The sequence below is a fragment of the Scleromatobacter humisilvae genome (genome assembly GCF_023231945.1).
Taxonomy (GTDB): domain Bacteria; phylum Pseudomonadota; class Gammaproteobacteria; order Burkholderiales; family Burkholderiaceae_C; genus Scleromatobacter; species Scleromatobacter humisilvae.
The window spans coordinates 181,934-206,166 of the sequence record NZ_JAJLJH010000005.1 but is presented as its reverse complement, the minus strand read 5'-3'; the positions used below and the strand labels follow the sequence as shown (position 1 = coordinate 206,166).

Below are 24,233 nucleotides of genomic sequence, written 5' to 3'. Positions count from 1 at the left end.
TTTGAACGCAGAAATCGACATTTGTCCTGGACAATCAGGGGACTCGTTGGCACATTACCCCGCTATGCCGAATCAAGATCCGCTGTTTGTCCAGGACAAATCGATACTGCGTTTCCGGCGCAACCCATGCAGCGGACGACCTATCCCCCCTCAAATCGAGGTGCTTGACGCTGTCGCGACAGGAACTTCGGGCGCAGAATCCGGTCTCAACAACTGTGCGGGGGCTGCGGCGCCGTCGCACCACCGCGCCAGGCGCGGCGTCTCCGCCGGTTTACTCGCTGCGCAGCTTCGCCGGGCAACCGTCGTAACGTCCCGAGCGCTTCTCCTCCTCCCTCCCTCCCTTGTTCGCTCAGGGGCGCTGCGCAGCGACATTTATCCCTCGACGCCCGCCCGCGGACGTCGCGTGGGAGGGTTCTCGTGAGCCGCCCGCGCATCGCGGTTGTCGGGTCCGGCATCGCCGGACTCGGTGCCGCCCACCGACTCGCGCCGCATTGCGAGGTCACCGTCTTCGAGGCAGATGCGCGGCTGGGGGGGCATGCCCACACGGTCGACGTCACGCTGCCCGGCCCGCACGGCGACGTCACGCACGGCGTCGACACCGGCTTTCTCGTCTTTAACGAACGCACCTATCCGCGCCTGATCGCGCTGTTTGCCGAGCTGGGCGTCGAGGTCGCGAAGTCCGAGATGACGTTCTCGGTGCAGGCGCCGCGCCCCGACGGCAGCCAGCTCGAATGGAGCGGCACCAACCTCAACACCGTGTTCGCCGACCGCGGCAACCTGCTGCGTCCGCGCTTCCACGGCATGCTGATCGACCTGATGCGCTTCAACCGGCTCGCGACCGCGCTGGCCAGGCGCGGTGTCGATGCCGAACTGGCGCAGCCGCTGGACGAGTTCCTCGTCGAACACCGCTTCGGCGGCGCCTTCGTCGACGATTACCTGCTGCCGATGATCGGCTGCATCTGGTCCTGTTCGACGGTGCAGATGCTGCGCTTCCCGGTGGGCACGCTGATTCGCTTCTGCCACAACCACGGGCTGCTGCAGGTGCGCGAGCGTCCGCAATGGTTCACCGTGACCGGCGGCTCGCGCGAGTATGTCGCCAAGCTGGCGACGCGCGTCGGCGAGGTGCGGCTGGCCACGCCGGTGCTGGGCATCGCGCGCGACCTGTCGCGCGAGGCCGGCTTCGGCGCGGCGCACGGCGGGCGGGTGTCGGTGCGCACGCGCGAGGGCATCGAGTGGTTCGACGACGTCGTCCTGGCCGCGCACGCACCGCAGGCGCTCGCGATGCTCACCGACGCCAGCCCCGACGAACGCCGCACGCTCGGCGCGATCGGCTACCAGGACAACGAGGCCGTGCTGCACACCGACGAGCGCCTGCTGCCGCGCCGCCGCGCCGCGTGGGCGGCGTGGAACTACGAGCGCGACGTCAGCGCCGGCGTCAACGGCCAGAACGTCTGCCTGCACTACCTGCTCAACCAGCTGCAGCCGCTGCCGTGGAAGCAGCCGGTGATCGTGTCGCTCAATCCGCTGCACGAGCCGCGCGAGGGCACCGTGCTGCGCCGCATCTCGTACGCGCATCCGGTGTTCGACAACGCCGCCATCGCCGCGCAGGGCCGGCTGGCCGAACTGCAGGGCCGGTCGCACGTGTGGTTCTGCGGCGCCTGGACGGGCTACGGCTTCCACGAGGACGGCCTGAAGTCGGGTCAGCAGGTGGCCGATCGGATCCTGGCGCGCCAGGCGGCGCCGCTGGTCGGCGACACCGACGCGCGCGCGCTGCGCGAGGCCGCGTGACGCCCGCACGCGCGCGCATCGGCTTCGGCGAAGTGCGCCACAAGCGCCTCGCGCCGGTGGAACACGGGTTCGCCTATCCGACGTGCTTCCTGATGCTGCCGATGCGCTCGCTGCGCTGCGAGGCGGACCCCGTCCTCACGCGCAATCGGCGCACCCTCTTCGGCTTTCGCGACGCCGACCACGGCGACGGCCGCGGCGACAGCCTCGCTTGGCTCGACGAGCTGCTCGCCGGCGAGGGCATCGCCGACGCCGACGGCGAGGTCTGGCTGCACTGCATCCCGCGCATGTTCGGCGTCGCGTTCAAGCCGGTCAGCTTCTGGTACGCGCACCGCGCCGACCAGACGCTGGCGGCCATCGTCGTCGAGGTCAACAACACCTTCGGCGAGCGCCATTGCTACCTGCTGGCCGGCGACGACATCGGCTTCGGCCGGACGCTGGCCGCGACCAAGGTGTTCCACGTCTCGCCGTTCTGCCAGACGCGCGGCGAGTACCAGTTCCGCTTCATGCGCACCGACCTCGCGGCGCGCGATGCGTGCGGCCGCACCGCGGTGCGGGTGGAGCTGCACGTCGACGGCGCGCCGCTGCTGCTGACGAGCGTGTCCGGCCGCATCGAGCCGCTGACGCGCGGGGCAGTGCGCTTCGCGCTGTGGACGCTGCCGGCGATGACCGCCGTCATCGTGGCGCGCATCCACTGGCATGCGCTGAAGCTGTGGCTCAAGAAGCTGACCATCGTCGGCAAGCCGGCGCCGCCGCAGGCGCGCGTCACGCGCGGCGCGGCGGTCGTCGAAGGCTTGCGCGAAGCTGGCGCATCGCGGCTTTCACCGACAACGGACGACGCCACCTCGGCCCAGAATCGCGCATGAGTTCCCGAACGCTTCCGCCGTCCACCGACGCCGGCGCCCGCGAGAAATCTGCGCGCGCGCCTGCCGCCGCCCGCGCCGCCCTGGCGCTGCTGCCGCGCCTGCGGGCCGGCGCGCTCACCGTGCACACGCCCGACGGCGCGACGCACCAGGCGAGCGGCGCCACGCGACCCGATCTGCAGGCGACGCTCACCGTGCACGACTGGTCGGTCTTCGCGGCGACGATGCGCACCGGCGACATCGGCTTCGCCGAGGCCTACATGGCCGGCGACTGGACGACGCCGCACCTGCCCGACCTGCTGCGCCTGCTGCTGGCCAATCGCGACGTGATGGCCAAGGCGATCTACGGCTCGTGGTGGGGCTCGCTGCTGCATCGCGTCCAGCACGCGCTGAACCGCAACACGCGGCGCGGCAGCCGGCGCAACATCAGCGCGCACTACGACCTGGGCAACGCGTTCTACGCGCTGTGGCTCGACGAGACGATGAACTATTCGAGCGCCTGGTTCGACGGCGACCGCACGCGGCCGCTCGCGCAGGCGCAGGCCGCCAAGCTGCGCCGCGCGATCGCCGCCACCGGCGTGCAGCCGGGCGAGCGGCTGCTGGAGATCGGCTGCGGCTGGGGCGCGGTCGCGGAGAGCGCGGCGCGCGACGGCATCGACGTCGTCGGCCTGACGCTGTCCACCGAGCAGCTCGCATGGGCGCAGTCGCGCCTCGAGCAGGCGGGCCTCGCGCCTCACGCCGACCTGCGCCTGCAGGACTACCGCGACGTGCCCGACGGCCCGTTCGACGCCATCGTGTCCATCGAGATGTTCGAGGCCGTGGGCCGCGAATACTGGGACGCGTATTTCCAGACTCTGCAGCGGCAGCTGAAGCCCGGCGGCAAGGCCTGCGTGCAGGCCATCGTGATCCGCGAGGACCTGTTCGAGCGCTACGCGAACTCGTCGGACTTCATCCAGCGCTACGTGTTCCCGGGCGGCATGCTGCCGACCGCTGCACTGTTCACGCGGCACGCCGAGGCCGCGGGGCTGCGCCTGGTCGATCGCTTCGCGTTCGGCCTCGACTACGCCGAGACGCTGCGCCGCTGGCGCCACGCCTTCCTGGCGCGCCTGGACGACGTGCGCCGCCAGGGCTTCGACCAGCGCTTCGTGCACCTGTGGGACTTCTACCTGGCGTACTGCGAAGCGGCGTTCGACGGCGGCAATACCGACGTCATCCAGTTCACGTTGCAGCGGGATTGAAAGACGTTTCGGAGCGCGCTCGACCGACGGGCGTCGGGAGACATTTGCGCATGGACGAGCTGGTCACCATCCCGTCATAGAACGTGAATATAGCCCGGTTTTTCGAGCTTGTGGAGACTGGTCAAACCGGAGGTCGGCGCGCATAGTGGGCTCGTGCCAGGCGCCTCAGTCGACCGATCCGCCCGGCACGGTCGACCCGGAATTCAATCCTCCGGGCCATGTCTATCGCAACTTTGAAAGGAGGCACTGATGAATCTGACGATCAGCGGCCATCATCTGGAAGTGACACCGGCTTTGCGCGAATACGTCCTGACCAAGCTCGACAGGATCACGCGCCATTTCGACGCCGTCGTCGATGTCAACGTGTTGCTCACCGTGGAAAACCTCAAGGAAAAGGAACGTCGACAAAAAGCCGAAGTCACTCTCCATTGCAAGGGGAAGGACATCTTCGTCGAACAGGCGCATGAAGACCTCTATGCCGCCATCGACCAGCTGATGGACAAGCTCGATCGCCAGGTGGTTCGCCACAAGGATCGCCTGCAGGATCATCACCACGCGACCGGCAAGCGCCAGGTCGCCCCGGAAATGCCGCTGCCGACCTGATCGCACGGACATCCCGACACAATCCACGCAAGGCGGCCCATCGGCCGCCTTGTTCGTTTGGGCTATGCTGGATCAGGGTCTTTTCGGCGTGGGCTCAAGAGTTCGCCGCGCGAGCCGAATCAGCCTGCAGGCCCCGAAAATCGTGAAATTGTTGCTGCGTCGCAGCAATTGCGGCACTACAGTGCAGCCTGCGCACTTGCCGCGTGCGCACACGGTTTTCCGGTTCCTATAATCATCTGTTCGATTCCCGGATGTCCGGGTGATTTTCCAGCCCGGGGACCACCGGGCGCCGCACGGAAACTCGGCTCACCCGCCGGGTACGCTCATGAACCGTCTCGCTGCCATCCTTCCTCTTGCCAACGTCCAGGTGGGCGTGGACGCCACCAGCAAGAAGCGCGTGTTCGAACAGGCCGGCGTGCTGTTCGAGAACCAGCACGCGATCGCGCGCGCGACGGTCACCGACAACCTGTTCGCCCGCGAGCGCCTCGGTTCCACCGGCCTGGGCCACGGCGTCGCCGTGCCGCACGGCCGCGTCAAGGGCCTGAAGAATCCGCTCGCCGCCGTGCTGCGCGTGCAGCAGCCGATCCCGTTCGACGCGCCGGACGACGAGCCCGTCGGCCTGCTGATCTTCCTGCTGGTGCCGGAAGCCGCCACGCAGCGCCACCTCGAGATCCTGTCCGAGATCGCCGAGATGCTGTCGGATCGCGAGCTGCGCGAACGCCTCAAGGGCGATGTCGATGCCGCGACGCTGCATCGACTGATCTCCGACTGGGAACCGCTGAAGTCGGTCGCCTGAAATGACGACCCCGCTCGCGCCGCTCGCCGCCCCCACGGGGCTCGCCGGCTTGCTCCGGAGCGGCCGCGCGCGCGCCGACGTGAAGTCACGCTTCGCGGACTGAAGAACGCATGAAGCCACGCGTCATCAGCGCGGAGGCGCTGTTCGAAGAACATCAACCGGCCTTGCGCTGGGAATGGGTCGCGGGGCATGCGCACCCGGAGCGCCGCTTCGACGAGGCCGCGGTGCGCGAGGCGCGCTCGGCGGCCGACCTGATCGGCTACCTGAACTACATCCACCCGTACCGCGTGCAGCTGGTCGGCCATCGCGAGGTGGCGTACCTCGAGAACGCCGACGCCGAGGTGCAGGCGCGCCGCATCCAGCGCATCGTGACGCTCGAGCCGCCCGTCCTCATCGTGGCCGACGGCCAGCGCCCGCCCGACCAGCTCGTCGCGCTGTGCGACCGCGCCGAGATCCCGCTGTTCGTCACCTCGGCCTCGGCCGGCCACGTGATCGACCTGGTGCGCTCGTACCTGAGCCAGCTGTTCGCCGACCGCACCACGCGGCATGGCGTGTTCATGGACATCCTCGGCGTGGGCGTGCTGCTGACCGGCGAATCCGGCCTCGGCAAGAGCGAACTCGGCCTCGAGCTGATCTCGCGCGGCAACGGCCTGGTGGCCGACGACGCGGTGGATCTGTACCGCGTCTCGCAGTCCACGCTCGAAGGCCGCTGCCCCGACCTGCTGATGAACCTGCTGGAAGTGCGCGGCATCGGCCTGCTCGACATCAAGGCCATCTTCGGCGAGACCGCCGTGCGCCGGAAGATGCGGCTCAAGCTGATCGTCCACCTGGTGCGCAAGGAGACGATGGAGCGCGAGTTCGAGCGCCTGCCGTACGAGCCGCTGTACGACGACATCCTGGGCATCCCGGTGCGCAAGGTGGTGATCGCCGTCGACGCCGGCCGCAACCTGGCCGTGCTGGTCGAGGCCGCCGTGCGCAACACGATCCTGCAGCTGCGCGGGATCGACACCTACCAGGAGTTCGTCAAGCGCCACCAGGACGCGATGGCCAAGGGCGGCGACTAGCCGTGATGCTGGCGCGGGTTGACCTTGGGCGCCGGCCGATGCTCGCAGTTCTCGCGCTTGCACACCGCATACAGCGACAACGCATGCTCCTGCAGCGCGAAGCCGCGCGACGCCGCCACCTCGCGCTGGCGCGCCTCGATCTCGGGATCGAAGAACTCCTCGACGCGGCCGCAGGTCAGGCACAGCAGGTGGTCGTGGTGCGTGCCCTCGTTGAGCTCGAACACCGATTTGCCGGACTCGAAATGGCTGCGTGCGAGAATTCCGGCTTGCTCGAACTGCATCAGCACCCGGTAGACGGTGGCGAGCGCGATATCCGACCCGTCGTTGAGAAGGGTCTTGTAGACGTCTTCCGCGGTCAGGTGGCGGTCGACGGACTGCTGGAAGACCTCGAGGATCTTGATGCGCGGCAAAGTGGCCTTCAGGCCGCTGCTCTTGAGTTCTTCAGCGTGAGTCATGTTAAGGGGCTGCCAAGGTCTGCTTCGCGAGGCGCGGGCAGACTAGAATCGGTCAATCATATCCAGCCTTTGCCCTGTTTGGGCAGTGGTTTCGAGCCTCGTCGATGCGCACCTTGGTTTTGTCCCGTTTCCCCGTCCTGTCCGGCCTGCTGGCCGTTCTCGCCCTCGGCGGGTGCTCGACAGTCGAATCCGTCACCTCGGGTCTCAACGAGCCGGCGTCGCTCAAGGGCTTCATCGCCTTCGTCTCGCCGTACAAGCCCGACGTGATCCAGGGCAACGTCGTCACGACGGAGCAGATCACGCAGGTCAAGCCGGGCATGACGAAGGTGCAGGTCAAGGAGATCCTCGGCTCGCCGCTGATCACCGACCCGTTCCACGCCGACCGCTGGGACTACGTCTTCACGCTCAAGCGCCAGGGCTTCGACGACCAGCAGCGCGCGTTCGCCGTGGTGTTCGAGAAGGACGCGGTGCTCAAGATCGACGCGCCCGTGCTGCCGTCCGAGGACGAATTCGTCGCCTCGATCAGCCGCAAGAAGCTGCCGACCTCCACGCCCAAGCTCGAACTGACCGACGCCGAGCGCGCGGCGCTGCCGCCGCCCGTCGCGATCGCCGCGCCGGCCGCGTCCGCCGTCGTGCTGCCCGGCGCCACCCGCGCCTACCCGCCGCTGGAACCCGCGGCGCCGTGACCGCGCCGACGACCGGGTCCGCCCTGCGCATCGCGATTGCGGGCGCCTCGGGTCGCATGGGTCGCATGCTCATCGAGGCCGTGCTCGACGCGCCCGACTGCGCGCTCGCCGGCGCGCTCGACGTCGCCGGCAACCCGCAGCTGGGCCAGGATTGCGGCGCCTTCCTCGGCCGCGCGACCGGCGTCGCGATCACCGACGACGTCGACGCCGCGCTCGCCACCAGCCAGGTGCTGATCGACTTCACGCGCCCCGAGGGCACGCTGCGCCACCTGGCGGCCTGCGCCGACCGCGGCGTGGCGCTGGTCATCGGCACCACCGGCTTCAGCGCCGAGCAGAAGGCCGAGATCGGTGCGGCGGCGCGACGCACGCCGGTGTTCATGTCGCCCAACATGAGCGTGGGCGTCAACGTGGTGATGCGACTGCTCGAACAGGCCGCCAAGGCGTTCTCGCACGGCTATGACATCGAGATCATCGAGGCCCACCACCGCAACAAGATCGACGCGCCCAGCGGCACCGCGCTGGCGATGGGCGAGGCCGTGGCCAAGGCTCTCGGGCGCAAACTGGCCGATAACGCGGTGTTCGGACGCGAAGGCGTCACGGGCGTGCGCGATCCCAGTACGATCGGCTTCGCGACGGTGCGCGGCGGCGACATCATCGGAGATCACACGGTGATGTTCGCCGGCATCGGCGAGCGCATCGAGATCACCCACAAGAGCTCCAGCCGCGCCACGTACGCGCAGGGAAGCCTGCGAGCCGCGCGCTTTCTCGCGCAGAGCGGCCCGGGCCTGTACGACATGAACGACGTCCTGGGACTGAACTGATGGAAGGCCTGGCCGGCTTCTGGAATCAAAGCGATTTCATCAGCCGCACCGTCGGATTGCTGCTGCTGGCGATGTCGGTCAGCAGCTGGGTCATCATCCTGTGGAAGGGCTGGCTGCTGCGGCGCGCCGACGCCGACATCCAGCGCGGCGTGGCCGCCTTCTGGAGCGCCGCGAGCGTCGCCGAGGGCCGCAGCCGGCTCGTCGCCACCGACCGCGAGGCGGTGCTGCTGCCGCTGCTCGACGCCGCCCTGCTGCAACCGGCCGCCGGCACGCTGGAGACGCAGCCGGCGCTCGCCTCGCAACTGACGCGCCGCCTGCGCGACGCGCTGCACGCCGGGCTCGCGCAGCTGCAGTACGGCCAGGTGGTGCTGGCGTCCACCGGGTCGACCGCGCCGTTCATCGGCCTGTTCGGCACCGTCTGGGGCATCTTCCACGCGCTGGCCGGGATGTCCGAGGGCAACGGCCTGACCATCGACAAGATCGCCGGGCCCGTCGGCGAGGCGCTGATCTTCACCGCCGCCGGCCTCGCGGTCGCGATCCCGGCCGTGCTGGCCTACAACGTGTTCGGCAAGCGCGTGGCCGCGTGCGAGGCCGAGCTCGAGGGCTTCGCGCACGACCTGCGCGAGATGCAGCTCGATTCCGCGGCGCGCTGAGCCATGGCCTTCGGTCGCCTCGAACGCAGCCCGACGTCGCAGCCGATGAGCGACATCAACATGACGCCGCTGATCGACGTGATGCTGGTGCTGCTGGTGATCTTCATGATCGCCGCGCCGCTGATGACGTCCAGCCTGAAGATGGATCTGCCCAAGGTGGCGGCCGCCCGCAGCAACGACGGCGGCGCCGCGCTCGCGCTGGCCATCACGCCGGACGGCAAGGTGCATGTCGGCGACGCCGTCGTCACGCACGACGTCCTGGTGAGCACGCTTCGGCAGACCGCCGCGCGCCAGCCGCAGCCCGACGTGCTGCTGAGCGCGGACAAGAGCGTGCCCTACGGTCGCGTCGCCGAGCTGATCGGCCTGGTGCAGGACGCCGGGCTGACGCACATCGGCTTCACCGCGCAGCCGGCGCCGTAGCGCGACGCTGTTCACGGAGATGCTGCGGCGGTGCGCCGTCGCGCTTCAGGACGGGCCGTCGACGGCCGATGTCCCTGCAACGGTCCGGCTACCCGCGGGCCCGCTACATGCTGGGGCAATCTCATCCATGAACGCCATCGCCTCCTTCTTCGCAGGTGCCCGTGCGATCTTCGCGCTGCCGGCCATGAGCGAGCAGGAACTCGTCGCCTTTCGCCGGGCGCAGGGCGAGGTGCGCGATCCGCTGGTCGTGCCGACCGTCGTCGCCGCGGTGCTGATGATCGCCGGCTTCGTCGGCTGGGACCAGATGCGCGACCCCGGCCACCTCGGCCCGGCGGCCAGCGTGCGGCTCGGTGGCGGCGTCATCGTGCTGCTGCTGCTGGCCGTCGTGCGCCACGTGCGCGGACTGTCGTTCCGCGTGCAGGCGCTGCTGATGTACTGCGCGATCTACGGGATGCAGGTCGCCATCGCGGTCGCGCTCGGTGCCGACTCCCCGCTGCAGATGCCGGGCCTGCTGATCGTGATGTTCTTCGGTGTGATCGCGCTGCCGCGCGCCAGCGATTCGCTGGTCAACATCGTGCTGGCCGCGATCAGCGTGCCGCTGGTGTTGCCGCGCCATCCTCACGAAGCCGACGTGATCTACGAGATCGCGCACTTCGCGACCGTCGTCGCGCTCGTCTGGGCCGCGGTCGCACTGCTGGAGCGGCTTGCGGCGCAGAGCTTCGCGTACCACAGCCGGCTGCAGCGCGAGGCCAGCACCGACGCGCTGACCGGGCTGCACAACCGGCGCGAGTTCGAGTCCGGCATGGTGCGCGAGATGGAGCGCGCGCGCCGCATGCACGTGCCGCTGTCGCTGGCCATCCTCGACATCGACTTCTTCAAGCGCATCAACGACCAGCACGGCCACGACATCGGCGACGCCGTCCTGCGCGAAGTGGCGGCCACGCTGCAGCGCCACATCCGCAAGAGCGACCTGCTCGCGCGCATCGGCGGCGAGGAGTTCGCGCTCGTGATGCTGGGCACGCAGCCGCCCGGCGCCTGGGTGGTGCTGGAGCGACTGCGCAGCGCCGTCGCCGCGCTGCGCATCCCCGCGGGCGGGCAGGAGATCGGCTGCACGATCAGCATCGGCATCACCGACCGCGTCGACACCGACCACGACTGGCCGATGCTCTACAAGCGGGCCGACGGCGCACTCTACGAGGCCAAGGAGCGCGGGCGCAACCGCGTCGTCGAGGCCGCGCCGCCCGAGGCCGTGCTCGTTTGAATCATTGCTTCCAGATCGTCCAGGCCTGCTGCTGCTCGACGAGCGAGTAGACGCGCCCGTCCCACTTCAGTAGCGCGTGGAAGGGCGGACGTTCGTCGACGCTGCCGTCGTCGCGCGTGGCCAGGCCGGTGACGGCCAGGTCGCGGTAGCCGCGCGTGGACGTCGGCGCCGGGGCCAGCGTGGCGGCGAAGTTCTCGGTGATGGTCAGGTCGGGTGCGCTGCTGTCGGTGCAGGCCGAGCGGCCGCGCTGGATCAGGTTCCATTCCGACATGGGCAGGTCCTGCAGCACCGGACGGATGAAGCGGCCCTGGCTCACGAACAGGCTGCGCCGCGCCCCCGAGCCGCCGGCGGCGCAGCCGCGCGGCAGGCCGCTGGTGATGTCGAGGCCGAACGCGCGCACGCCCGGCGCGAGATCGTAGGCCGCGGTGTCCAGCCACAGGCTGCCCGAGACGACCTTGACGGCAGGATCGCTGTCGAGATTGGCCTTGAAGTTCGAGCCGACCTGGCCCGTCGCGCCGTCGATGACCGCGATCACCAGCAGCAGGTCGTTGTCGTGGCCCGAGCGATAGGCCGCGGCGACGAGCCGGCCGTGGTGCGCCGGCGCGGCGCGGCAGGCCGATGCGGCGACCATCGCGGTCGCATCGGGCTCCTGGCCGAGGGCCGGTTCCCTGAAGTTGTCGACATGCACGAAGCGGCCGAGGGTGGCCAGCGAGCGCGGGTCGCACAGCTGCTCCACCTGCGCGCCGACGTTGCGCTCGTGGTCGCTCGCGGCCTGGCAGGCGCCCGCGGCAAGCGTCAGCACCGCGATGCAGGCCGCGCGCATGGCCCGGTGTCCCAACGTCTTCATGTTCTCGCTCCTCGTGAGGCGCAGATCATCGCGTCCGGGGCGCTGCTCGTCCATGGCGGCGCGGTAACGATTCGTGATGCCCGAATCATCTGCTCCGGACTTCGCAGCCCGTGTCGAATGCGCCCAGCGAGCAGGCCTTCCCGTCGCAGGGCACACCGACTCGACAACGACGAGCCGCGAATGTAGCGTCCCCGCGCGGGGCGGCCGCCACCCGCCCCTCCTACAATCGGGGCATGAACGAAAAGTACGTCCCCTCCGAGGTCGAGGCCGCCGCCCAGGCCCACTGGCGCTCCACCGATGCCTATCGCGTGAGCGAAGACGCGAGCCGCGCGAAGTTCTATGCGTGCTCGATGCTGCCCTACCCCAGCGGCAAGCTGCACATGGGCCACGTGCGCAACTACACGATCAACGACATGCTCGCGCGCCAGCTGCGCATGAAGGGCATGAACGTGCTGATGCCCATGGGCTGGGACGCCTTCGGCCTGCCCGCGGAGAACGCGGCCATCAAGAACAAGGTGCCGCCGGCCAAGTGGACGTACGACAACATCGCCCACATGAAGGAGCAGATGCAGGCGATGGGCCTGGCCATCGACTGGTCGCGCGAGGTCGCTACCTGCGACCCGAAGTACTACAAGTGGAACCAGTGGCTGTTCCTGAAGATGCTGGAGGCGGGCATCTGCGAGCGCCGCACGCAGATCGTCAACTGGGATCCGGTCGACATGACGGTGCTCGCCAACGAGCAGGTGATCGACGGCCACGGCTGGCGCTCGGGCGCGCCGGTCGAAAAGCGCGAGATCCCGGGCTACTACCTCAACATCGTGAAGTACGCCGAGGAGCTGCTGTCGGCCGTCACGAACCCTGAAGATCCGGAGTACCTCTCGGGCTGGCCCGAGCGCGTGCGCCTGATGCAGGAGAACTGGATCGGCAAGAGCGAGGGCGTGCGATTCGCCTTCCCCCACACGATCCACGACGACACCGGCGCGCTGATCGGCGACGGCAAGCTCTACGTGTTCACGACGCGCGCCGACACCATCATGGGCGTCACGTTCTGCGCCGTCGCGCCCGAGCATCCGCTGGCAACGCATGCGGCCAAGGGCAATCCGGCGCTCGACGCGTTCATCGCCGCGGCCAAGGCCGGCGGCACCACCGAAGCCGAACTCGCCACCAGGGAAAAGGAAGGCCTGCCCACCGGGCTGATGGTGATCCACCCGCTCACCGGCGCGCAGATTCCCGTGTGGGTCGGCAACTACGTGCTGATGTCGTACGGCGACGGCGCGGTGATGGGGGTTCCCGCGCACGACGAGCGCGATTTCGCGTTCGCCAGGAAATACGGCCTGGAGATCAAGCAGGTCGTCAGCGTCAACGGCGAGACCTTCTCCACCGACGCCTGGCAGGAGTGGTACGGCGACAAGCAGCGCGGCGTGTGCATCGAGTCGGGCGCGCTCGACGGCTTCGGCATGAAGGAGGCCGTCTCGCGCGTGGCCGAACTGCTGTCCGCCGCCAACCTCGGCGAGAAGAAGACGACCTGGCGCCTGCGCGACTGGGGCGTCAGCCGCCAGCGCTACTGGGGCACGCCGATCCCCATCATCCACTGCGACGACTGCGGCGTGGTGCCGGTGCCCGAGAAGGACCTGCCGGTCGTGCTGCCGGAGGACCTGATCCCGGACGGCTCGGGCAATCCGCTCAACAAGCACGCCGCCTTCCTCAACGTCGGCTGCCCGAAGTGCGGCAAGCCCGCGAAGCGCGAGACGGACACGATGGACACGTTCGTCGATTCGTCGTGGTACTTCATGCGCTATTGCGACCCGACCAACGACGACAGGATGGTCGCCGGAGGCACCGACTACTGGATGCCGATGGACCAGTACATCGGCGGCATCGAGCACGCGATCCTGCACCTGCTGTACGCGCGGTTCTGGACCAAGGTCATGCGCGACCTGAAGCTCGTCAAGTTCAGCGAGCCCTTCAAGAACCTGCTGACGCAAGGCATGGTGCTCAAGGGCGCGTTCTTCCACAAGCCCGAGGACGCCGGCAAGAACTACTACTGGGAACACGACCTCGACATCGAACGCGACGCCCACGGCAACGTGGTCAGCGCGAAGCTGAAGGACGGCACGCCGGTCAGCTACGAGATGACCACGATGTCGAAGTCCAAGAACAACGGCGTCGACCCACAGGCCCTGATCGACCGCTACGGCGCCGACACCGCGCGCCTGTTCGTGATGTTCGCGTCGCCGCCCGAGCAGACGCTGGAGTGGAACGATTCCGGCGTCGAGGGCGCGCACCGCTTCCTCAAGCGCGTGTGGGCCTTCGGCGTGAAGCACGGCGAGGCCGTCAAGGCCGCGGCGGACGGCGTCGCCGGGCTCGAGCTGAGTGCACCCGCGAAGGCGCTGCGCCGCGAGGTGCATGTGCTGCTCAAGCAGGTGACCTACGACTACGAGCGCATGCAGTACAACACCGTCGTCTCGGGCGCGATGAAGCTGCTCAATGCACTCGAGGGCTTCGCGATGGATGGCGGCGCGGGCAGTGCGGCGGTGCTGCGCGAGGGCTTCTCGGTGCTGCTGCGCGCGCTGTATCCGGCCTGCCCGCACATCACGCAAGGGCTGTGGACGGATCTCGGCTACGCCGCGACGGGCAAGCAGTTGCTCGACGCCGGCTGGCCGGCGGTCGACGAGTCCGCGCTGGTGCAGGACGAGATCGAGCTGGTGCTGCAGGTGCTGGGCAAGACGCGCGGCAGCGTGCTCGTACCGGCCAGCGCCGACAAGGCCGCGATCGAGGCGATCGCGGTGGCCTCGCCCGAGGCGGTGCGCTGGATGGAAGGCAAGCCGGCCAGGAAGGTCGTCGTCGTGCCGGGCCGTCTCGTCAACATCGTCGTCTGACAATGACGCCCCGTCGCCTCGCCCTTGCCGCGCTGGTGGTCGCCGCGGCCGCCACGCTCGCGGCCTGCGGCTTCCACCGCCGCATCGCGCAGTCGCTGAACTACGAGCGGATCGCGTTGTCCGGCTTCGCCGACCGCTCGACGATGGCCGACGAGATCCGGCGTGCGCTGCCGTCGACGGCGCGCATCGCGCCGGTGCTCGAATCGCAGGTGATGATCGAGGCGCTCGAGGACACGCAGAAGACCACGGTCGAGGCCTCGACCGCGTTCGGCCAGGTGCGCGAACTGGAGCTGCACGTCAAGCTGCGCTACCGCGTGCTCGACCCCAAGGGCATCGAGCTGCTGCCGCCGGCCAACATCGAGCGCTTCCGCGACATGACCTTCGACGAGAAGGACGCGCTCGCGAAGGACAGCGAGATGAAGGCGCTCTACCGCGACATGCAGTCCGACATGGCCTACCAGCTGGTGCGCGTGCTGGCCGCGGTGGGCAAGCCCACGGGCCCGGCGGCGCAGGCGCAGGCCGCGCACGCGGCCGCCGCAGCGCTGGCGCCGGCGTCGGCGGCGTCGTCCGTGTCGGCCGTCGAATGGGCCGCGTCCCAGGCCGCGGGGCGCTGAGCGCAAGCAGATGCAAGTCCGCCCCGAGCAACTCGCCGACCATCTCGCGCGCGGCCTGCGCGATGTCTACGTGGTGCACGGCGACGAGCCGCTGCGCGCGCAGGAGGCCGCCGACGCGATCCGCGCCGCGGTGCGCGCGGCGGGGGCGAGTGAGCGCAAGGTCTTCGTCGTCAGCGGCGCGCATTTCGACTGGAGCGGCGTGCTGGGCGCGTCGCAGTCCATGGGCCTGTTCGCCGACCAGCAGCTGATCGAGATCCGCATCCCCTCGGGCAAGCCCGGCAAGGACGGCAGCGAGGCGCTGCAGGAACTGGCCGCGCAGGCCGGCCCCGACAGCCGGCTGCTGGTGCACCTGCCCAAGCTCGACTGGCAGCAGCAGAAGGCCGCGTGGTTCGGCGCGCTGGACGGCGCGGGCGTCAGCATCGCCGCCGACGTGATCGAGCGCAACGCATTGCCCGCCTGGCTCGCCAAGCGCTTCGCGCTGCAGGGCCAGCGCGTGGAGGCCGGGGCCGCCGGCGAGGCGACGCTGGCCTTCATGGCCGACCGCGTCGAGGGCAACCTGCTGGCCGCGCACCAGGAGATCCAGAAGCTGGGCCTGCTCCATCCGCCCGGCGAGATCACGTTCGCGCAGGTCGAGGACGCGGTGCTCGACGTCGCCCGCCACGACGTCCAGCACCTGTGCGACGCCGTGATGGCCGTGCAGGTGCCGCGCGCGCTGCGCATGCTCGACGGCCTGCAGGCCGAGGGCGAGGCCGCGGTCTTCGTGCACTACAAGCTGTCGGACGACATCCGCGCGATGAAGCGCATCCAGGACGCGATGGCCGACGGCAAGCCGCTGCCGATGGCCCTGCGCGAGGCGCGCATCTGGGGCGCGCGCGAACGCCTGTTCGAGCGCGCGCTGCCGCGCCTGAGCGGCCTGATGGCCGCGCGCCTGGTCAGCGCCGCGAGCGAATGCGACGGCGTGCTCAAGGGCCTGCGCCACCCGCAGTGGCCCACCGAACCGTGGGACGCGCTGCGCCGCCTCGTGCTGATGATGCTGCAGGCGCTCAGGCCCGAGGGCGCGCAGGCCGGGCTGGTGCTGCGCACCTGACGCGCACGGCGATTGCCCCGGCGTCGGCGCCTCGAGGAGACCCCCATGCGCTCGCCTTTGTTGTTCCTGCTGCCCGTCGTCATCGCGTCGCTCGCCGGCTGCGCCAGCCGCATCGAGAGGGGCGAGGCCGCGCCGCTCGCGCCGCCCGACGGTTCCGATCGAGCCAGCAGTTCGCCTTCCAACCGGGTCGAGGTCGCGGGCCTGCCCGGCTGGCTGCGCATCCGCCTGGCCGACTACGACGCGCAGACCGGTCCGGCCGCGCCGCGCGCGGTCTTCGAAGTGGCCTACGGCAGCGGCGTCGCCTACTACGTGCAGGCGGGCTGCTGCGACCAGCTCGACCCGCTGATCGACGCCAACGGCGTGATCGTCTGCTATCCCACAGGCGGCTACACAGGGCGCGGGGATGGCAAGTGCCTGCAGGAACTGCCGGTCGTGGCGCACCGACGCGAGGTCTGGCGGCATCGCTGAGCGCGCAGGCACCGCTCGCAAGCTCGGGTTGTTGGGCCGCCGCGCGTGCGTTAGCGTGGCGCATCGTCATCGCTCGAGGCGCCCATGCCCGCTCTGCTCCGACTCGCCTGCGCCGTCTTGCTGGGAGCCGCCGCCTCGCTCTCGCTGGCCCAACGCGCGCCGTTGCCCGAGTCGCCGCGCAATCCCATCGAGTACGCCTCGCCCGGTGCCGCGCTCGAAGCCCTGCGGGCCGACCCCGCTGTCCGCTTCGAGACCCACGAGGGCTGGGTTGTCGCGCACGACGACGCGAAGAAGGCCATGTGGACGTTCGCGCCCAAGGGCGATCCGGCCTGGCCCGCGGTCGCCAAGCGCAGCCTCGTCGAGCGCGATGGCCAGGTGATGATCTCGACCGCCATCCTGTGCGGCGCGAGCAAGGCGGTCTGCGACGAGTTCGTGCGCAAGTTCGTCCGCCTCAACCAGGAGATGGCGCGCGCGGTGCAACGGCAGCAGGCCGAGGCGTCCGCCGCGTCGGCGCCGTGAGGCGCGTTCAGTATCCGCGCGATCGATCGACCCGGTGCGCCGCCGTCTCGCCGCGCCGCACGGCCTCGACGTTGACCGCGACGACGGCCGCGGCGCTGCGCAGGTCGGTCTGCGCCGCGGCATGCGGCCACAGCGTCACGCGCGGATGGAACCAGAAGACGTGCGTCGACGGCAGCGGCTCGGTGTCGAACACGTCCAGCACGGCGTGCGCGAGCTGTCCCGAGTTCAGCGCGACCAGCAGGTCCTTTTCCACCACGTGCGCGCCGCGCGCCAGGTTCACGAGGCCCGCGCCCTGGCGCATCTGCGCGAGGCGCGTGCGGTCGAACAGGCCGCGCGTGTCGTCGGTGAGCGGCAGCAGGTTGACGACGACGTCGGCGGCGCCGAGTGCTGCAGGAAGCGCCGCCCAGCCGGCGCTGGTCGCGATGCCGGCCACGTCTTGCGCCCGCGCGCTCCAGCCGCTGACGCGATAGCCCAGCGCCGCCAGCTGCAGCGCGGTGGTGCGGCCCATCTGGCCGAGGCCCAGCACCAGCACCGCGACCTCGTCGGCACGCTTCTGCGGCAGCGGGCGCCATTGCGTCTGGCGCTGCTGCGCGGCGTAATCGAACGCGCGCCGGTGCAGCGACAGCACCGCCCACGCCGCGGTCTCGGCCATCGCGCGGTTCATCATCGGGTCGACCATGCGCGCGATCGGCACCGACGCCGGCAACGTCGCATCGGCCAGCAGCCGGTCGACGCCCGCCCACAGCGACTGGATCAGCCTCAGCTGCGTGCAGCCCGCGAGTCGACCGGGCAGCGGGTTGGCGACAACGGCGATGTCGGCCTCGCGCCAGCGTGCCGACTGCGTGCCTTCGACGGCGGGATCGAGCCAGTCGTCGTCCGGCAGGGCATCGGTCAACGCGCGCCACCAGTCGGCGCGCTCGGCGCCTTCCAGGCGGACGTCGAAGGCGATCTTCACGACGCCGCGGCGATCAGGCGATCCAGCGCGATCGCCACGGTCTGCGCGCGGATCGCGGCGCGATCGCCGTCGAGCGTCAGGCGCTCGGTGCGGCTGCCGACGAGCGGCGCCTCGCCGCCGGCGGGCAGTCCTTCCTGCGTCTCGCGCGCGTGCATCCACGCGAGGCCCAGCCAGACCGTGCCGACCGGCTTGGCCGAGCTGCCGCCGCCCGGTCCGGCGATGCCGGTGACCGACAGCGCGAGCTGCACGCCCGCATGCGCCAGCGCGCCGCGCGCCATCGCATCGGCGACCTCCGAACTGACGGCGCCGTGCGCGGCGATCAACGCGTCGGGCACGCCCAGCAGGCTGCTCTTGGCGTCGTTGGCGTAGGTGACGAGGCCGGCGGCGAACCAGTCGCTGGCGCCGGCCGGCGCGGTGCAGGTGCCGGCGAGCAGGCCGCCGGTGCAGCTCTCCGCGGTAGCCAGGCGCCAGCCGCGGGCGCGCAGCGCGTCGCCCAGCGTGTTGACTCGAACGAGCAGCGAGTCGTCGAACGCGATCAATGCGGCGTCTGCCATGTCGTCCATCCCCACAGGCCGACGAACCAGACCACCAGCACGCACGCCGCTGCGACCAGGTCGTCGAAGATGATGCCGAAGCCCTGCGGCCAGCCGGGCAGCGCGCCGCGCTTGGGCTTGAACAACGCGTCGGCCCAGCCGACCGGGCCGCGCTTGACCGCGTCGAACAGCCGGAACAGGCCGAACAGGATCAGCTGGCCGAACCAGCCCACCGGCATCGCGACCCACAGGATGATCCAGAACGCGATGATCTCGTCCCACACCACCGCGCTCGGGTCGCCGACCGCCATCGCGCGCGCGGTGTGCGTGCAGGCCCACCAGCCGACGAAGAAGCCGGCCACGAGGATCGCGGCCCAGGCCAGGGGCGTGGGCGCCGCATAGCGGTCGATCAGCAGGTAGAGCGCCCAGCCCGCCAGCGTGCCGGCGGTGCCGGGCGCGACCGGCGACAGGCCGCTGCCGAAGCCGAGCGCGATCAGGCGCAGCGGATGCAGGCCCATGAAGCCCCAGGTGGCGCGGCGCGGGGTGAAGGTCGGATATTCGCCGGTCACCGGATCAGCCCGAGATGAAGTGGTCGAACGCGCGCTCGGTCAGGGCGACGGGCGCGCCGTGGGTGTCGACGACGCGCAGGCCGGGCTCCGCGTCCAGCGTGCCGATGCAGGCCACGGGCACGCCCGCGCGCGCGCCGGCGTCACGCACCCGCGCGTGCGCGGACGCGGGCGCTGCAAAGAGCAGTTCGTAGTCGTCGCCGCCGGCCAGCAGGCAGGTGCGGCGCTGCGCCTCGCTGCAGGCCGCGACGTGCACGCCGTGCGGGATGTCGGCCAGCCGCAGCGTGGCGCCGACCGCGCTCGCGCGCAGCACGTGCCCGAGGTCGCCGACGAGGCCGTCGCTGAGATCGATCGCCGCGCTCGCGATGCCGCGCAGCGCCAGGCCCAGCGCCACGCGCGGCTGCGGGCGCTCCATCGCGCGGCGCACGTCCTCGAAGGCCTCGCCGCGCAGGCTGACCTGTCCGCGGAAGGCCTCGAGCGCGAGGCGCGCGTCGCCGAGCCGGCCGCTGACCCACAGCTCGTCGCCCGGCTTCGCGCCGCCGCGCCGCAGCGCCTGGCCCGGCGGCACCTCGCCCATCACGGTGATGCCGATGTTGAGCGGGCCGGCGGTGGTGTCGCCGCCGACCAGCTCGATGTCGTGGGCGTCGGCCAGCGCATACAGGCCCTCGGCGAAGCCGGCGAGGAAGGCCTCGTCGACGCGCGGCAGCGTCAGCGACAGCGTGAACGCCACCGGCTTCGCGCCGCAGGCGGCCAGGTCGGACAGGTTGACCGCCAGCGACTTGTGGCCCAGCGCGTCCGGCGGCACCGTGCTGAGGAAGTGCCGGCCCTCGACGAGCGCGTCGGTCGACACCGCCCACTGCATGCCGCGCGTCGGCTGCAGCAGCGCGCAGTCGTCGCCGCCGCCCAGGACGGCACGCCGCACGGGGCGGGCGAAGTACTTTGCGATGAGATCGAATTCACCAACGGCCATTCAGCCTATTTTCACCCACGAAGCGCAAGATGCCCGTTCAGCATGTGGACACCCGCGATTGACGCGGCCGCGCCTACCTCAGAAAGTATTCACCTGCCGCATGCCTCGATGCCGATGCAGCGGGCCACTCATGTATTCGGTCTGCCTTTAGGGACCCCCTCCTACAATTGCCGCCCGCTCTGCGTACGCCGAGAAGGCCCGAGACAACGCAGTCGCCACCAGGATCGCCGATGACCACTCAAGAAGACAAGCGCGCCGAGCTGCGCCAGGCCGCGCTCGAGTACCACGAGTTCCCCACGCCGGGCAAGATCGCGGTCACGCCGACCAAGCAGCTGATCAACCAGCGCGACCTGGCGCTCGCGTATTCGCCCGGCGTCGCCGCGGCCTGCGAGGAGATCGTCGCCGATCCGGCCAACGCGTTCCGCTACACCGCGCGCGGCAACTTGGTGGCCGTCGTGTCCAACGGCACCGCGGTGCTGGGCCTGGGCAACATCGGGCCGCTGGCGTCCAAGCCGGTGATGGAAGGCAAGGGCGTCCTGTTCAAGAAGTTCGCCGGCATCGACGTGTTCGACCTCGAGATCGCGCAGAACGACCTCGACAAGCTCGTCGACTGCATCGCCGCGCTCGAGCCCACCTTCGGCGGCATCAACCTCGAGGACATCAAGGCACCCGACTGCTTCTACGTCGAGCGCGAGCTGCGCAAGCGCATGAAGATCCCCGTCTTCCACGACGACCAGCACGGCACGGCCATCGTCGTCGGCTCGGCGCTGCTGAACGGGCTGAAGGTCAGCGGCAAGTCCATCGGCGAGGTGAAGCTGGTGGTGTCGGGCGCCGGCGCCGCGGCGCTCGCCTGCCTGAACCTGCTGCTCAAGCTGGGCATGCCGCGCAGGAACATCTGGGTGACCGACCTGGCAGGCGTCGTCTACACGGGTCGCGTCGAGCTGATGGATCCGGACAAGGCCGAATTCGCGCAGGACACGCCGCTGCGCACGCTGGCCGAGGTGATGGTCGGCGCCGACGTGTTCCTGGGCCTGTCGGCCGGCGGCGTGCTCAAGCCCGCGATGGTCGCGACGATGAACGCCAACCCGATCATCTTCGCGCTGGCCAACCCGACGCCCGAGATCGCGCCGGAGGACGTGCAGGCCGTGCGCGACGACGCGATCATGGCCACGGGGCGGTCGGACTATCCGAACCAGGTCAACAACGTCCTGTGCTTCCCGTACATCTTCCGCGGCGCGCTCGACTCCGGCGCCACGACGATCAACGACGCGATGGAAGTGGCGGCCGTGCACGCGATCGCCGAGCTCGCGCAGGCCGAGCAGAGCGAGGTCGTGGCCGCCGCGTACGCCGGCGCCGATCTCAGCTTCGGCCGCGAGTACCTGATCCCGAAGCCGTTCGACCCGCGCCTGATGATGAAGATCGCGCCGGCGGTGGCGCAGGCCGCGGCCGACTCGGGCGTCGCCGCGCGGCCGATCACCGACATGGTCGCGTACAAGGAGAAGCTGCAGTCCTTCGTCTACGCCTCCGGCACCGCGATGAAGCCGATCTTCGCGCTCGCCAAGGTGGCCGTGCATCGCCGCGTGGCCTACGCCGAGGGCGAGGAGGAACGCATCCTGCGCGCGGTGCAGGTGATCGTCGACGAGAACATCGCGCGCCCGGTGCTGATCGGCCGCCCGGCAGTCATCGCGCAGCGCTGCGAGAAGTTCGGCCTGCGGCTGCAGGAAGGCCGCGACTACGACGTCGTCAACACCGAGCAGGACGAGCGCTTCCGCGACTACTGGCAGACCTACCACCGCATGACGGAGCGCAAGGGCGTCACCGCGCAGCTCGCCAAGATCGAGATGCGCCGCCGCCTCACCCTGATCGGCGCGATGATGCTGCACAAGGGCGAGGTGTCGGGCATGATCTGCGGCACCTGGGGCTCGACCGCCAACCATCTGCTCTACATCGACCAGGTGATCGGCAAGCGGCCGGGCTGCAACGTTTACGCGGCGATGAACGGGCTGATCCTGCCCGGCCGCCAGGTGTTCCTGGTCGACACGCACGTCAACGTCGACCCGACCGCCGCGCAGCTGGCCGAGATCACCATCATGGCCGCCGAGGAAATGAAGCGGCTGGGCATCGTGCCCAAGGCCGCGTTGCTGTCGCACTCCAGCTTCGGCTCCAGCAGCCAGCCCTGCGCGCAGAAGATGCGCGACACGCTGGCCCTGCTGCGCGAGCAGGCGCCGTGGCTCGAGGTGGACGGCGAGATGCACGGCGACGCCGCGCTCGACCCCGCATATCGCGCCAGACTGATGCCCAATTCGACGCTCACCGGCGAGGCCAACCTGCTGGTGATGCCCAACATCGACGCGGCCAACATCTCGTACAACCTGCTGAAGACGGCCGCCGGCGGCGGCATCGCGATCGGCCCGGTGCTCCTGGGCGCGGCGCGGCCGGTGCACGTGCTGACGCCGTCGACCACGGTGCGCCGCATCATCAACATGACCGCGCTGACGGTGGCCGACGCCAACGCCGCCCGTTGATGCTGGCGGCGTCGGGGCGCCGGTTGTAGGACAGCCTCGCGACCACGCCGCGAGCCGCTATGCTCGCGCCGATGACGACATGAAACCATGTCGGGCCGCTGCATTTTCCGCTGCTTCGATTGCGGTATTGTCGAGCTGCGCGCGGCCGCGAGGCGCTGTTTCTGCCCCGGAAGTCAGCGTCGGGCAAGCCTTCCCGAAGGGAATTTCAGGGAAGCGACAACGGCCTGCGATCCAGGAAATAAGCGCTAATCCGGGAAGCGGTCGCTCACACCCATAGCCCATATCAGGGTGTCTCCTCCACCTCGAGACTTGAGATTTCGAGGGGGTTCCGGTACCATTCGGGATTGGAATTTCAGGGTTGCTCCGGAATTCGACGCCAATGTTTCGAGCGTCGCACCGGAGCCAGGGGCCGGCCTTTCAGCCGGGACGAACAGGTCTAGCAGTGGTGATCAACGAGAAGGACGTCGTGAAGAACGTCGACGCGGCCACCGTCCAGGGCACGCGTGCTGGAGCCACGGCGATGTCGTTCTCCCGCTGCACATCGAAGGGCGCCTTGCTGGTGCTGGCCTTGGCCGCCGCGGTGTCGTTCGGCGCGCAAGCCGCGCCTGCCGGCCTCGGAGCCGACGTTTCGCTGTCCAGCCTGCCCCCGCAAGCCCTCAAGACCGATCAGTTGATCCATTCCGGCGGCCCGTTCCCGTTTTCGCGGGACGGCGTGGTGTTCGGCAACTACGAGAAGCGCCTGCCGCGCCAGGCGCGCGGCTACTACCACGAATACACCGTGCCGACGCCTGGAGCGCACAACCGCGGTGCCCGTCGAATCATCTGCGGCGGCAACCAGCCGACGGAACCAGATGCTTGTTTTTATACCGAAGATCACTACAACAGTTTTCATCGGATCGTGAAGTGATCGTCGGAAGACGAATGTTCAAGTGATTTCTGAGAGGAACGTGACCATGCTTTTGCAGACCGTCCGTCCCAACATCGTTCAATCGATACGGGCGTATCGGGTCGACGAATTGCTCGAGGCAGCGCAAGGTGCCGGACAGCATTTTCTGTACGCGAACCTGACCAACGCGCAGTCCAAGCAGGACGTGCTCGAGGCCATTGCCGAGGCGTTCCTGTTCCCGGCGCACTTCGGCAAGAACCTGGACGCCCTGTACGACTGCATGACCGACCTCGTGCACAAGTCGGGCTCGCAGCCCGGCTTCGTCGTCGTGCTGGAACAGCTGCCCGACAACGCCCGCTTCGATCGCGAGTCGCGCGAGCAGCTGCTGGACGTCTTCCGCGACGCCGCCGACTTCTGGGGGGAACGCAAGATACCCTTCCGGTGCTTCTATTCTTTTCAGTAGCCCGCTCTCAAGAAAATGGGTCATGGGAGCGGGCGGCAGAAGCGGCCCCAGTCATCGAAAAGCCGGCCCCCAAGGCTGGCAGCAAAGCCAACGCCAACGCCGGGTTCGGCACGAACATGCCGCTGATGAGCAGCGCGTTCGACACGGCGATGTGGCTCAACGCCGCCTGATCCTCCAGGCCGCGTTGCACCGACAAAGGCTCCCGCACGGGAGCCTTTTTCATTGGCGGGACGGAAGGTGGCCGGCGCATTCGCGATTTGCAGCCCTGTCGCGCTG

At 69.6% G+C, this 24,233-nt stretch carries 26 protein-coding genes; 19 read left to right on the top strand and 7 right to left on the bottom strand.

Annotated elements, in window-relative coordinates; all coding sequences use genetic code 11:
* The first annotated feature begins 417 nt into the window (after positions 1-417).
* From LPC04_RS18455 to hprK, 6 genes are all read left to right on the top strand, one after another.
* Entirely contained in the window at positions 418-1,788 is a 1,371-nt protein-coding gene (locus LPC04_RS18455; RefSeq protein ID WP_275683731.1) for an NAD(P)/FAD-dependent oxidoreductase, read from the top strand.
* Complete coding sequence (locus LPC04_RS18450; RefSeq protein ID WP_275683730.1) at positions 1,785-2,651, top strand: DUF1365 domain-containing protein; 867 nt, start codon at positions 1,785-1,787, stop codon at positions 2,649-2,651. Before LPC04_RS18455 ends, LPC04_RS18450 begins: the two co-directional genes overlap by 4 nt.
* Positions 2,648-3,886, top strand: coding sequence for an SAM-dependent methyltransferase (locus LPC04_RS18445; RefSeq protein WP_275683729.1), 1,239 nt, complete (start codon positions 2,648-2,650; stop codon positions 3,884-3,886). The genes LPC04_RS18450 and LPC04_RS18445 overlap by 4 nt, the downstream gene beginning before the upstream one ends.
* 249 nt (positions 3,887-4,135) lie before the next feature.
* On the top strand, positions 4,136-4,489 hold the full coding sequence (hpf, locus tag LPC04_RS18440; protein ID WP_275683728.1) for a ribosome hibernation-promoting factor, HPF/YfiA family: 354 nt from the start codon (positions 4,136-4,138) through the stop codon (positions 4,487-4,489).
* 325 nt (positions 4,490-4,814) lie between these two features.
* Positions 4,815-5,285 (top strand): PTS sugar transporter subunit IIA, encoded by a 471-nt coding sequence (locus LPC04_RS18435; protein WP_275683727.1) that lies wholly within the window; start codon positions 4,815-4,817, stop codon positions 5,283-5,285.
* 110 nt (positions 5,286-5,395) lie between these two features.
* The gene (gene hprK, locus LPC04_RS18430) at positions 5,396-6,349 is read left to right on the top strand and encodes an HPr(Ser) kinase/phosphatase (protein WP_275683726.1); all 954 of its coding nucleotides are present in this window, start codon (positions 5,396-5,398) and stop codon (positions 6,347-6,349) included.
* Here the strand turns inward: hprK and fur are convergent.
* Positions 6,346-6,804: a ferric iron uptake transcriptional regulator gene (gene fur, locus LPC04_RS18425; protein WP_275683725.1), complete on the bottom strand. Its 459-nt coding sequence runs from the start codon at positions 6,802-6,804 to the stop codon at positions 6,346-6,348. The two genes, hprK and fur, sit on opposite strands and share 4 nt — an antisense overlap.
* 104 nt (positions 6,805-6,908) lie before the next feature.
* Here fur and LPC04_RS18420 point away from each other — a divergent pair, with 104 nt between their 5' ends.
* The 5 genes from LPC04_RS18420 to LPC04_RS18400 all read left to right on the top strand — a co-directional run bounded on the left by LPC04_RS18420 (position 6,909) and on the right by LPC04_RS18400 (position 10,645).
* A complete protein-coding gene (locus LPC04_RS18420) occupies positions 6,909-7,490 on the top strand; it encodes an outer membrane protein assembly factor BamE (protein WP_275683724.1) in 582 nt (193 codons plus the stop codon).
* 23 nt (positions 7,491-7,513) lie between these two features.
* Entirely contained in the window at positions 7,514-8,311 is a 798-nt protein-coding gene (gene dapB / locus LPC04_RS18415) for a 4-hydroxy-tetrahydrodipicolinate reductase (RefSeq protein ID WP_275683824.1), read from the top strand.
* On the top strand, positions 8,311-8,964 hold the full coding sequence (locus tag LPC04_RS18410) for a MotA/TolQ/ExbB proton channel family protein (RefSeq protein WP_275683723.1): 654 nt from the start codon (positions 8,311-8,313) through the stop codon (positions 8,962-8,964). Before dapB ends, LPC04_RS18410 begins: the two co-directional genes overlap by 1 nt.
* Positions 8,965-8,967: 3 nt before the next feature.
* A complete protein-coding gene (locus tag LPC04_RS18405; RefSeq protein ID WP_275683722.1) occupies positions 8,968-9,384 on the top strand; it encodes an ExbD/TolR family protein in 417 nt (138 codons plus the stop codon).
* Between the two features lie 127 nt (positions 9,385-9,511).
* On the top strand, positions 9,512-10,645 hold the full coding sequence (locus tag LPC04_RS18400; RefSeq protein WP_275683721.1) for a GGDEF domain-containing protein: 1,134 nt from the start codon (positions 9,512-9,514) through the stop codon (positions 10,643-10,645).
* Position 10,646: 1 nt separating this feature from the next.
* On the opposite strand, the gene LPC04_RS18395 is transcribed toward LPC04_RS18400, so the two are convergent.
* Positions 10,647-11,492: a PA3715 family protein gene (locus tag LPC04_RS18395; protein ID WP_275683720.1), complete on the bottom strand. Its 846-nt coding sequence runs from the start codon at positions 11,490-11,492 to the stop codon at positions 10,647-10,649.
* A 233-nt stretch (positions 11,493-11,725) separates the two neighbouring features.
* Between LPC04_RS18395 and leuS the strand changes: the two genes are divergently transcribed.
* The 5 genes from leuS to LPC04_RS18370 all read left to right on the top strand — a co-directional run bounded on the left by leuS (position 11,726) and on the right by LPC04_RS18370 (position 17,059).
* Positions 11,726-14,371: a leucine--tRNA ligase gene (gene leuS / locus LPC04_RS18390; protein ID WP_275683719.1), complete on the top strand. Its 2,646-nt coding sequence runs from the start codon at positions 11,726-11,728 to the stop codon at positions 14,369-14,371.
* Positions 14,372-14,373: 2 nt separating this feature from the next.
* A complete protein-coding gene (locus LPC04_RS18385; RefSeq protein WP_275683718.1) occupies positions 14,374-14,985 on the top strand; it encodes an LPS-assembly lipoprotein LptE in 612 nt (203 codons plus the stop codon).
* 10 nt (positions 14,986-14,995) lie between these two features.
* Positions 14,996-16,072 carry a DNA polymerase III subunit delta gene (gene holA / locus LPC04_RS18380; RefSeq protein ID WP_275683717.1) on the top strand — a complete coding sequence of 359 codons (1,077 nt, stop codon included), beginning with the start codon at positions 14,996-14,998 and terminating at the stop codon, positions 16,070-16,072.
* A 45-nt stretch (positions 16,073-16,117) separates the two neighbouring features.
* Complete coding sequence (locus tag LPC04_RS18375; protein WP_275683716.1) at positions 16,118-16,540, top strand: DUF6970 domain-containing protein; 423 nt, start codon at positions 16,118-16,120, stop codon at positions 16,538-16,540.
* 84 nt (positions 16,541-16,624) lie between these two features.
* Positions 16,625-17,059, top strand: coding sequence for a hypothetical protein (locus LPC04_RS18370; protein ID WP_275683715.1), 435 nt, complete (start codon positions 16,625-16,627; stop codon positions 17,057-17,059).
* Between the two features lie 7 nt (positions 17,060-17,066).
* Here the strand turns inward: LPC04_RS18370 and LPC04_RS18365 are convergent, their stop codons facing one another.
* The 4 genes from LPC04_RS18365 to thiL are packed head-to-tail and all read right to left on the bottom strand — an operon-like array spanning position 17,067 to position 20,083.
* Complete coding sequence (locus LPC04_RS18365; protein ID WP_275683714.1) at positions 17,067-18,014, bottom strand: 2-hydroxyacid dehydrogenase; 948 nt, start codon at positions 18,012-18,014, stop codon at positions 17,067-17,069.
* The gene (locus LPC04_RS18360; protein ID WP_275683713.1) at positions 18,011-18,568 is read right to left on the bottom strand and encodes a CinA family protein; all 558 of its coding nucleotides are present in this window, start codon (positions 18,566-18,568) and stop codon (positions 18,011-18,013) included. Before LPC04_RS18360 ends, LPC04_RS18365 begins: the two co-directional genes overlap by 4 nt.
* The gene (locus LPC04_RS18355) at positions 18,550-19,116 is read right to left on the bottom strand and encodes a phosphatidylglycerophosphatase A family protein (protein WP_338055446.1); all 567 of its coding nucleotides are present in this window, start codon (positions 19,114-19,116) and stop codon (positions 18,550-18,552) included. The genes LPC04_RS18360 and LPC04_RS18355 overlap by 19 nt, the downstream gene beginning before the upstream one ends.
* A gap of 4 nt (positions 19,117-19,120) precedes the next feature.
* Positions 19,121-20,083 carry a thiamine-phosphate kinase gene (thiL, locus tag LPC04_RS18350; protein WP_275683712.1) on the bottom strand — a complete coding sequence of 321 codons (963 nt, stop codon included), beginning with the start codon at positions 20,081-20,083 and terminating at the stop codon, positions 19,121-19,123.
* Positions 20,084-20,313: 230 nt separating this feature from the next.
* Between thiL and LPC04_RS18345 the strand changes: the two genes are divergently transcribed.
* The 3 genes from LPC04_RS18345 (at position 20,314) to LPC04_RS18335 (ending at position 23,957) form a co-directional block, all read left to right on the top strand.
* Complete coding sequence (locus tag LPC04_RS18345; RefSeq protein ID WP_275683711.1) at positions 20,314-22,608, top strand: NADP-dependent malic enzyme; 2,295 nt, start codon at positions 20,314-20,316, stop codon at positions 22,606-22,608.
* Positions 22,609-23,128: 520 nt separating this feature from the next.
* Positions 23,129-23,515: a guanyl-specific ribonuclease gene (locus tag LPC04_RS18340; protein ID WP_420854743.1), complete on the top strand. Its 387-nt coding sequence runs from the start codon at positions 23,129-23,131 to the stop codon at positions 23,513-23,515.
* A gap of 46 nt (positions 23,516-23,561) precedes the next feature.
* Positions 23,562-23,957, top strand: a complete 396-nt coding sequence (locus tag LPC04_RS18335) for a barstar family protein (protein ID WP_275683709.1) — start codon at positions 23,562-23,564, stop codon at positions 23,955-23,957.
* Between the two features lie 7 nt (positions 23,958-23,964).
* On the opposite strand, the gene LPC04_RS18330 is transcribed toward LPC04_RS18335, so the two are convergent.
* Positions 23,965-24,180 carry a hypothetical protein gene (locus LPC04_RS18330; protein ID WP_275683708.1) on the bottom strand — a complete coding sequence of 72 codons (216 nt, stop codon included), beginning with the start codon at positions 24,178-24,180 and terminating at the stop codon, positions 23,965-23,967.
* Positions 24,181-24,233 lie beyond the last annotated feature (53 nt).

What these genes read in the sequence shown, in the direction of transcription:
- LPC04_RS18345 (WP_275683711.1), top strand. Translation starts at nt 20,314, where the DNA reads ATGACCACTCAAGAAGACAAGCGCGCCGAGCTGCGCCAGGCCGCGCTC.
- LPC04_RS18420 (WP_275683724.1), top strand. Translation starts at nt 6,909, where the DNA reads ATGCGCACCTTGGTTTTGTCCCGTTTCCCCGTCCTGTCCGGCCTGCTG.
- LPC04_RS18395 (WP_275683720.1), bottom strand. Translation starts at nt 11,492, where the DNA reads ATGAAGACGTTGGGACACCGGGCCATGCGCGCGGCCTGCATCGCGGTG.
- thiL (WP_275683712.1), bottom strand. Translation starts at nt 20,083, where the DNA reads ATGGCCGTTGGTGAATTCGATCTCATCGCAAAGTACTTCGCCCGCCCC.
- LPC04_RS18410 (WP_275683723.1), top strand. Translation starts at nt 8,311, where the DNA reads ATGGAAGGCCTGGCCGGCTTCTGGAATCAAAGCGATTTCATCAGCCGC.
- hprK (WP_275683726.1), top strand. Translation starts at nt 5,396, where the DNA reads ATGAAGCCACGCGTCATCAGCGCGGAGGCGCTGTTCGAAGAACATCAA.
- LPC04_RS18445 (WP_275683729.1), top strand. Translation starts at nt 2,648, where the DNA reads ATGAGTTCCCGAACGCTTCCGCCGTCCACCGACGCCGGCGCCCGCGAG.
- hpf (WP_275683728.1), top strand. Translation starts at nt 4,136, where the DNA reads ATGAATCTGACGATCAGCGGCCATCATCTGGAAGTGACACCGGCTTTG.
- fur (WP_275683725.1), bottom strand. Translation starts at nt 6,804, where the DNA reads ATGACTCACGCTGAAGAACTCAAGAGCAGCGGCCTGAAGGCCACTTTG.
- LPC04_RS18360 (WP_275683713.1), bottom strand. Translation starts at nt 18,568, where the DNA reads ATGGCAGACGCCGCATTGATCGCGTTCGACGACTCGCTGCTCGTTCGA.
- LPC04_RS18370 (WP_275683715.1), top strand. Translation starts at nt 16,625, where the DNA reads ATGCCCGCTCTGCTCCGACTCGCCTGCGCCGTCTTGCTGGGAGCCGCC.
- LPC04_RS18335 (WP_275683709.1), top strand. Translation starts at nt 23,562, where the DNA reads ATGCTTTTGCAGACCGTCCGTCCCAACATCGTTCAATCGATACGGGCG.
- LPC04_RS18400 (WP_275683721.1), top strand. Translation starts at nt 9,512, where the DNA reads ATGAACGCCATCGCCTCCTTCTTCGCAGGTGCCCGTGCGATCTTCGCG.
- LPC04_RS18340 (WP_420854743.1), top strand. Translation starts at nt 23,129, where the DNA reads ATGTCGTTCTCCCGCTGCACATCGAAGGGCGCCTTGCTGGTGCTGGCC.
- LPC04_RS18405 (WP_275683722.1), top strand. Translation starts at nt 8,968, where the DNA reads ATGGCCTTCGGTCGCCTCGAACGCAGCCCGACGTCGCAGCCGATGAGC.
- LPC04_RS18385 (WP_275683718.1), top strand. Translation starts at nt 14,374, where the DNA reads ATGACGCCCCGTCGCCTCGCCCTTGCCGCGCTGGTGGTCGCCGCGGCC.
- LPC04_RS18375 (WP_275683716.1), top strand. Translation starts at nt 16,118, where the DNA reads ATGCGCTCGCCTTTGTTGTTCCTGCTGCCCGTCGTCATCGCGTCGCTC.
- leuS (WP_275683719.1), top strand. Translation starts at nt 11,726, where the DNA reads ATGAACGAAAAGTACGTCCCCTCCGAGGTCGAGGCCGCCGCCCAGGCC.
- LPC04_RS18330 (WP_275683708.1), bottom strand. Translation starts at nt 24,180, where the DNA reads ATGAAAAAGGCTCCCGTGCGGGAGCCTTTGTCGGTGCAACGCGGCCTG.
- LPC04_RS18435 (WP_275683727.1), top strand. Translation starts at nt 4,815, where the DNA reads ATGAACCGTCTCGCTGCCATCCTTCCTCTTGCCAACGTCCAGGTGGGC.
- holA (WP_275683717.1), top strand. Translation starts at nt 14,996, where the DNA reads ATGCAAGTCCGCCCCGAGCAACTCGCCGACCATCTCGCGCGCGGCCTG.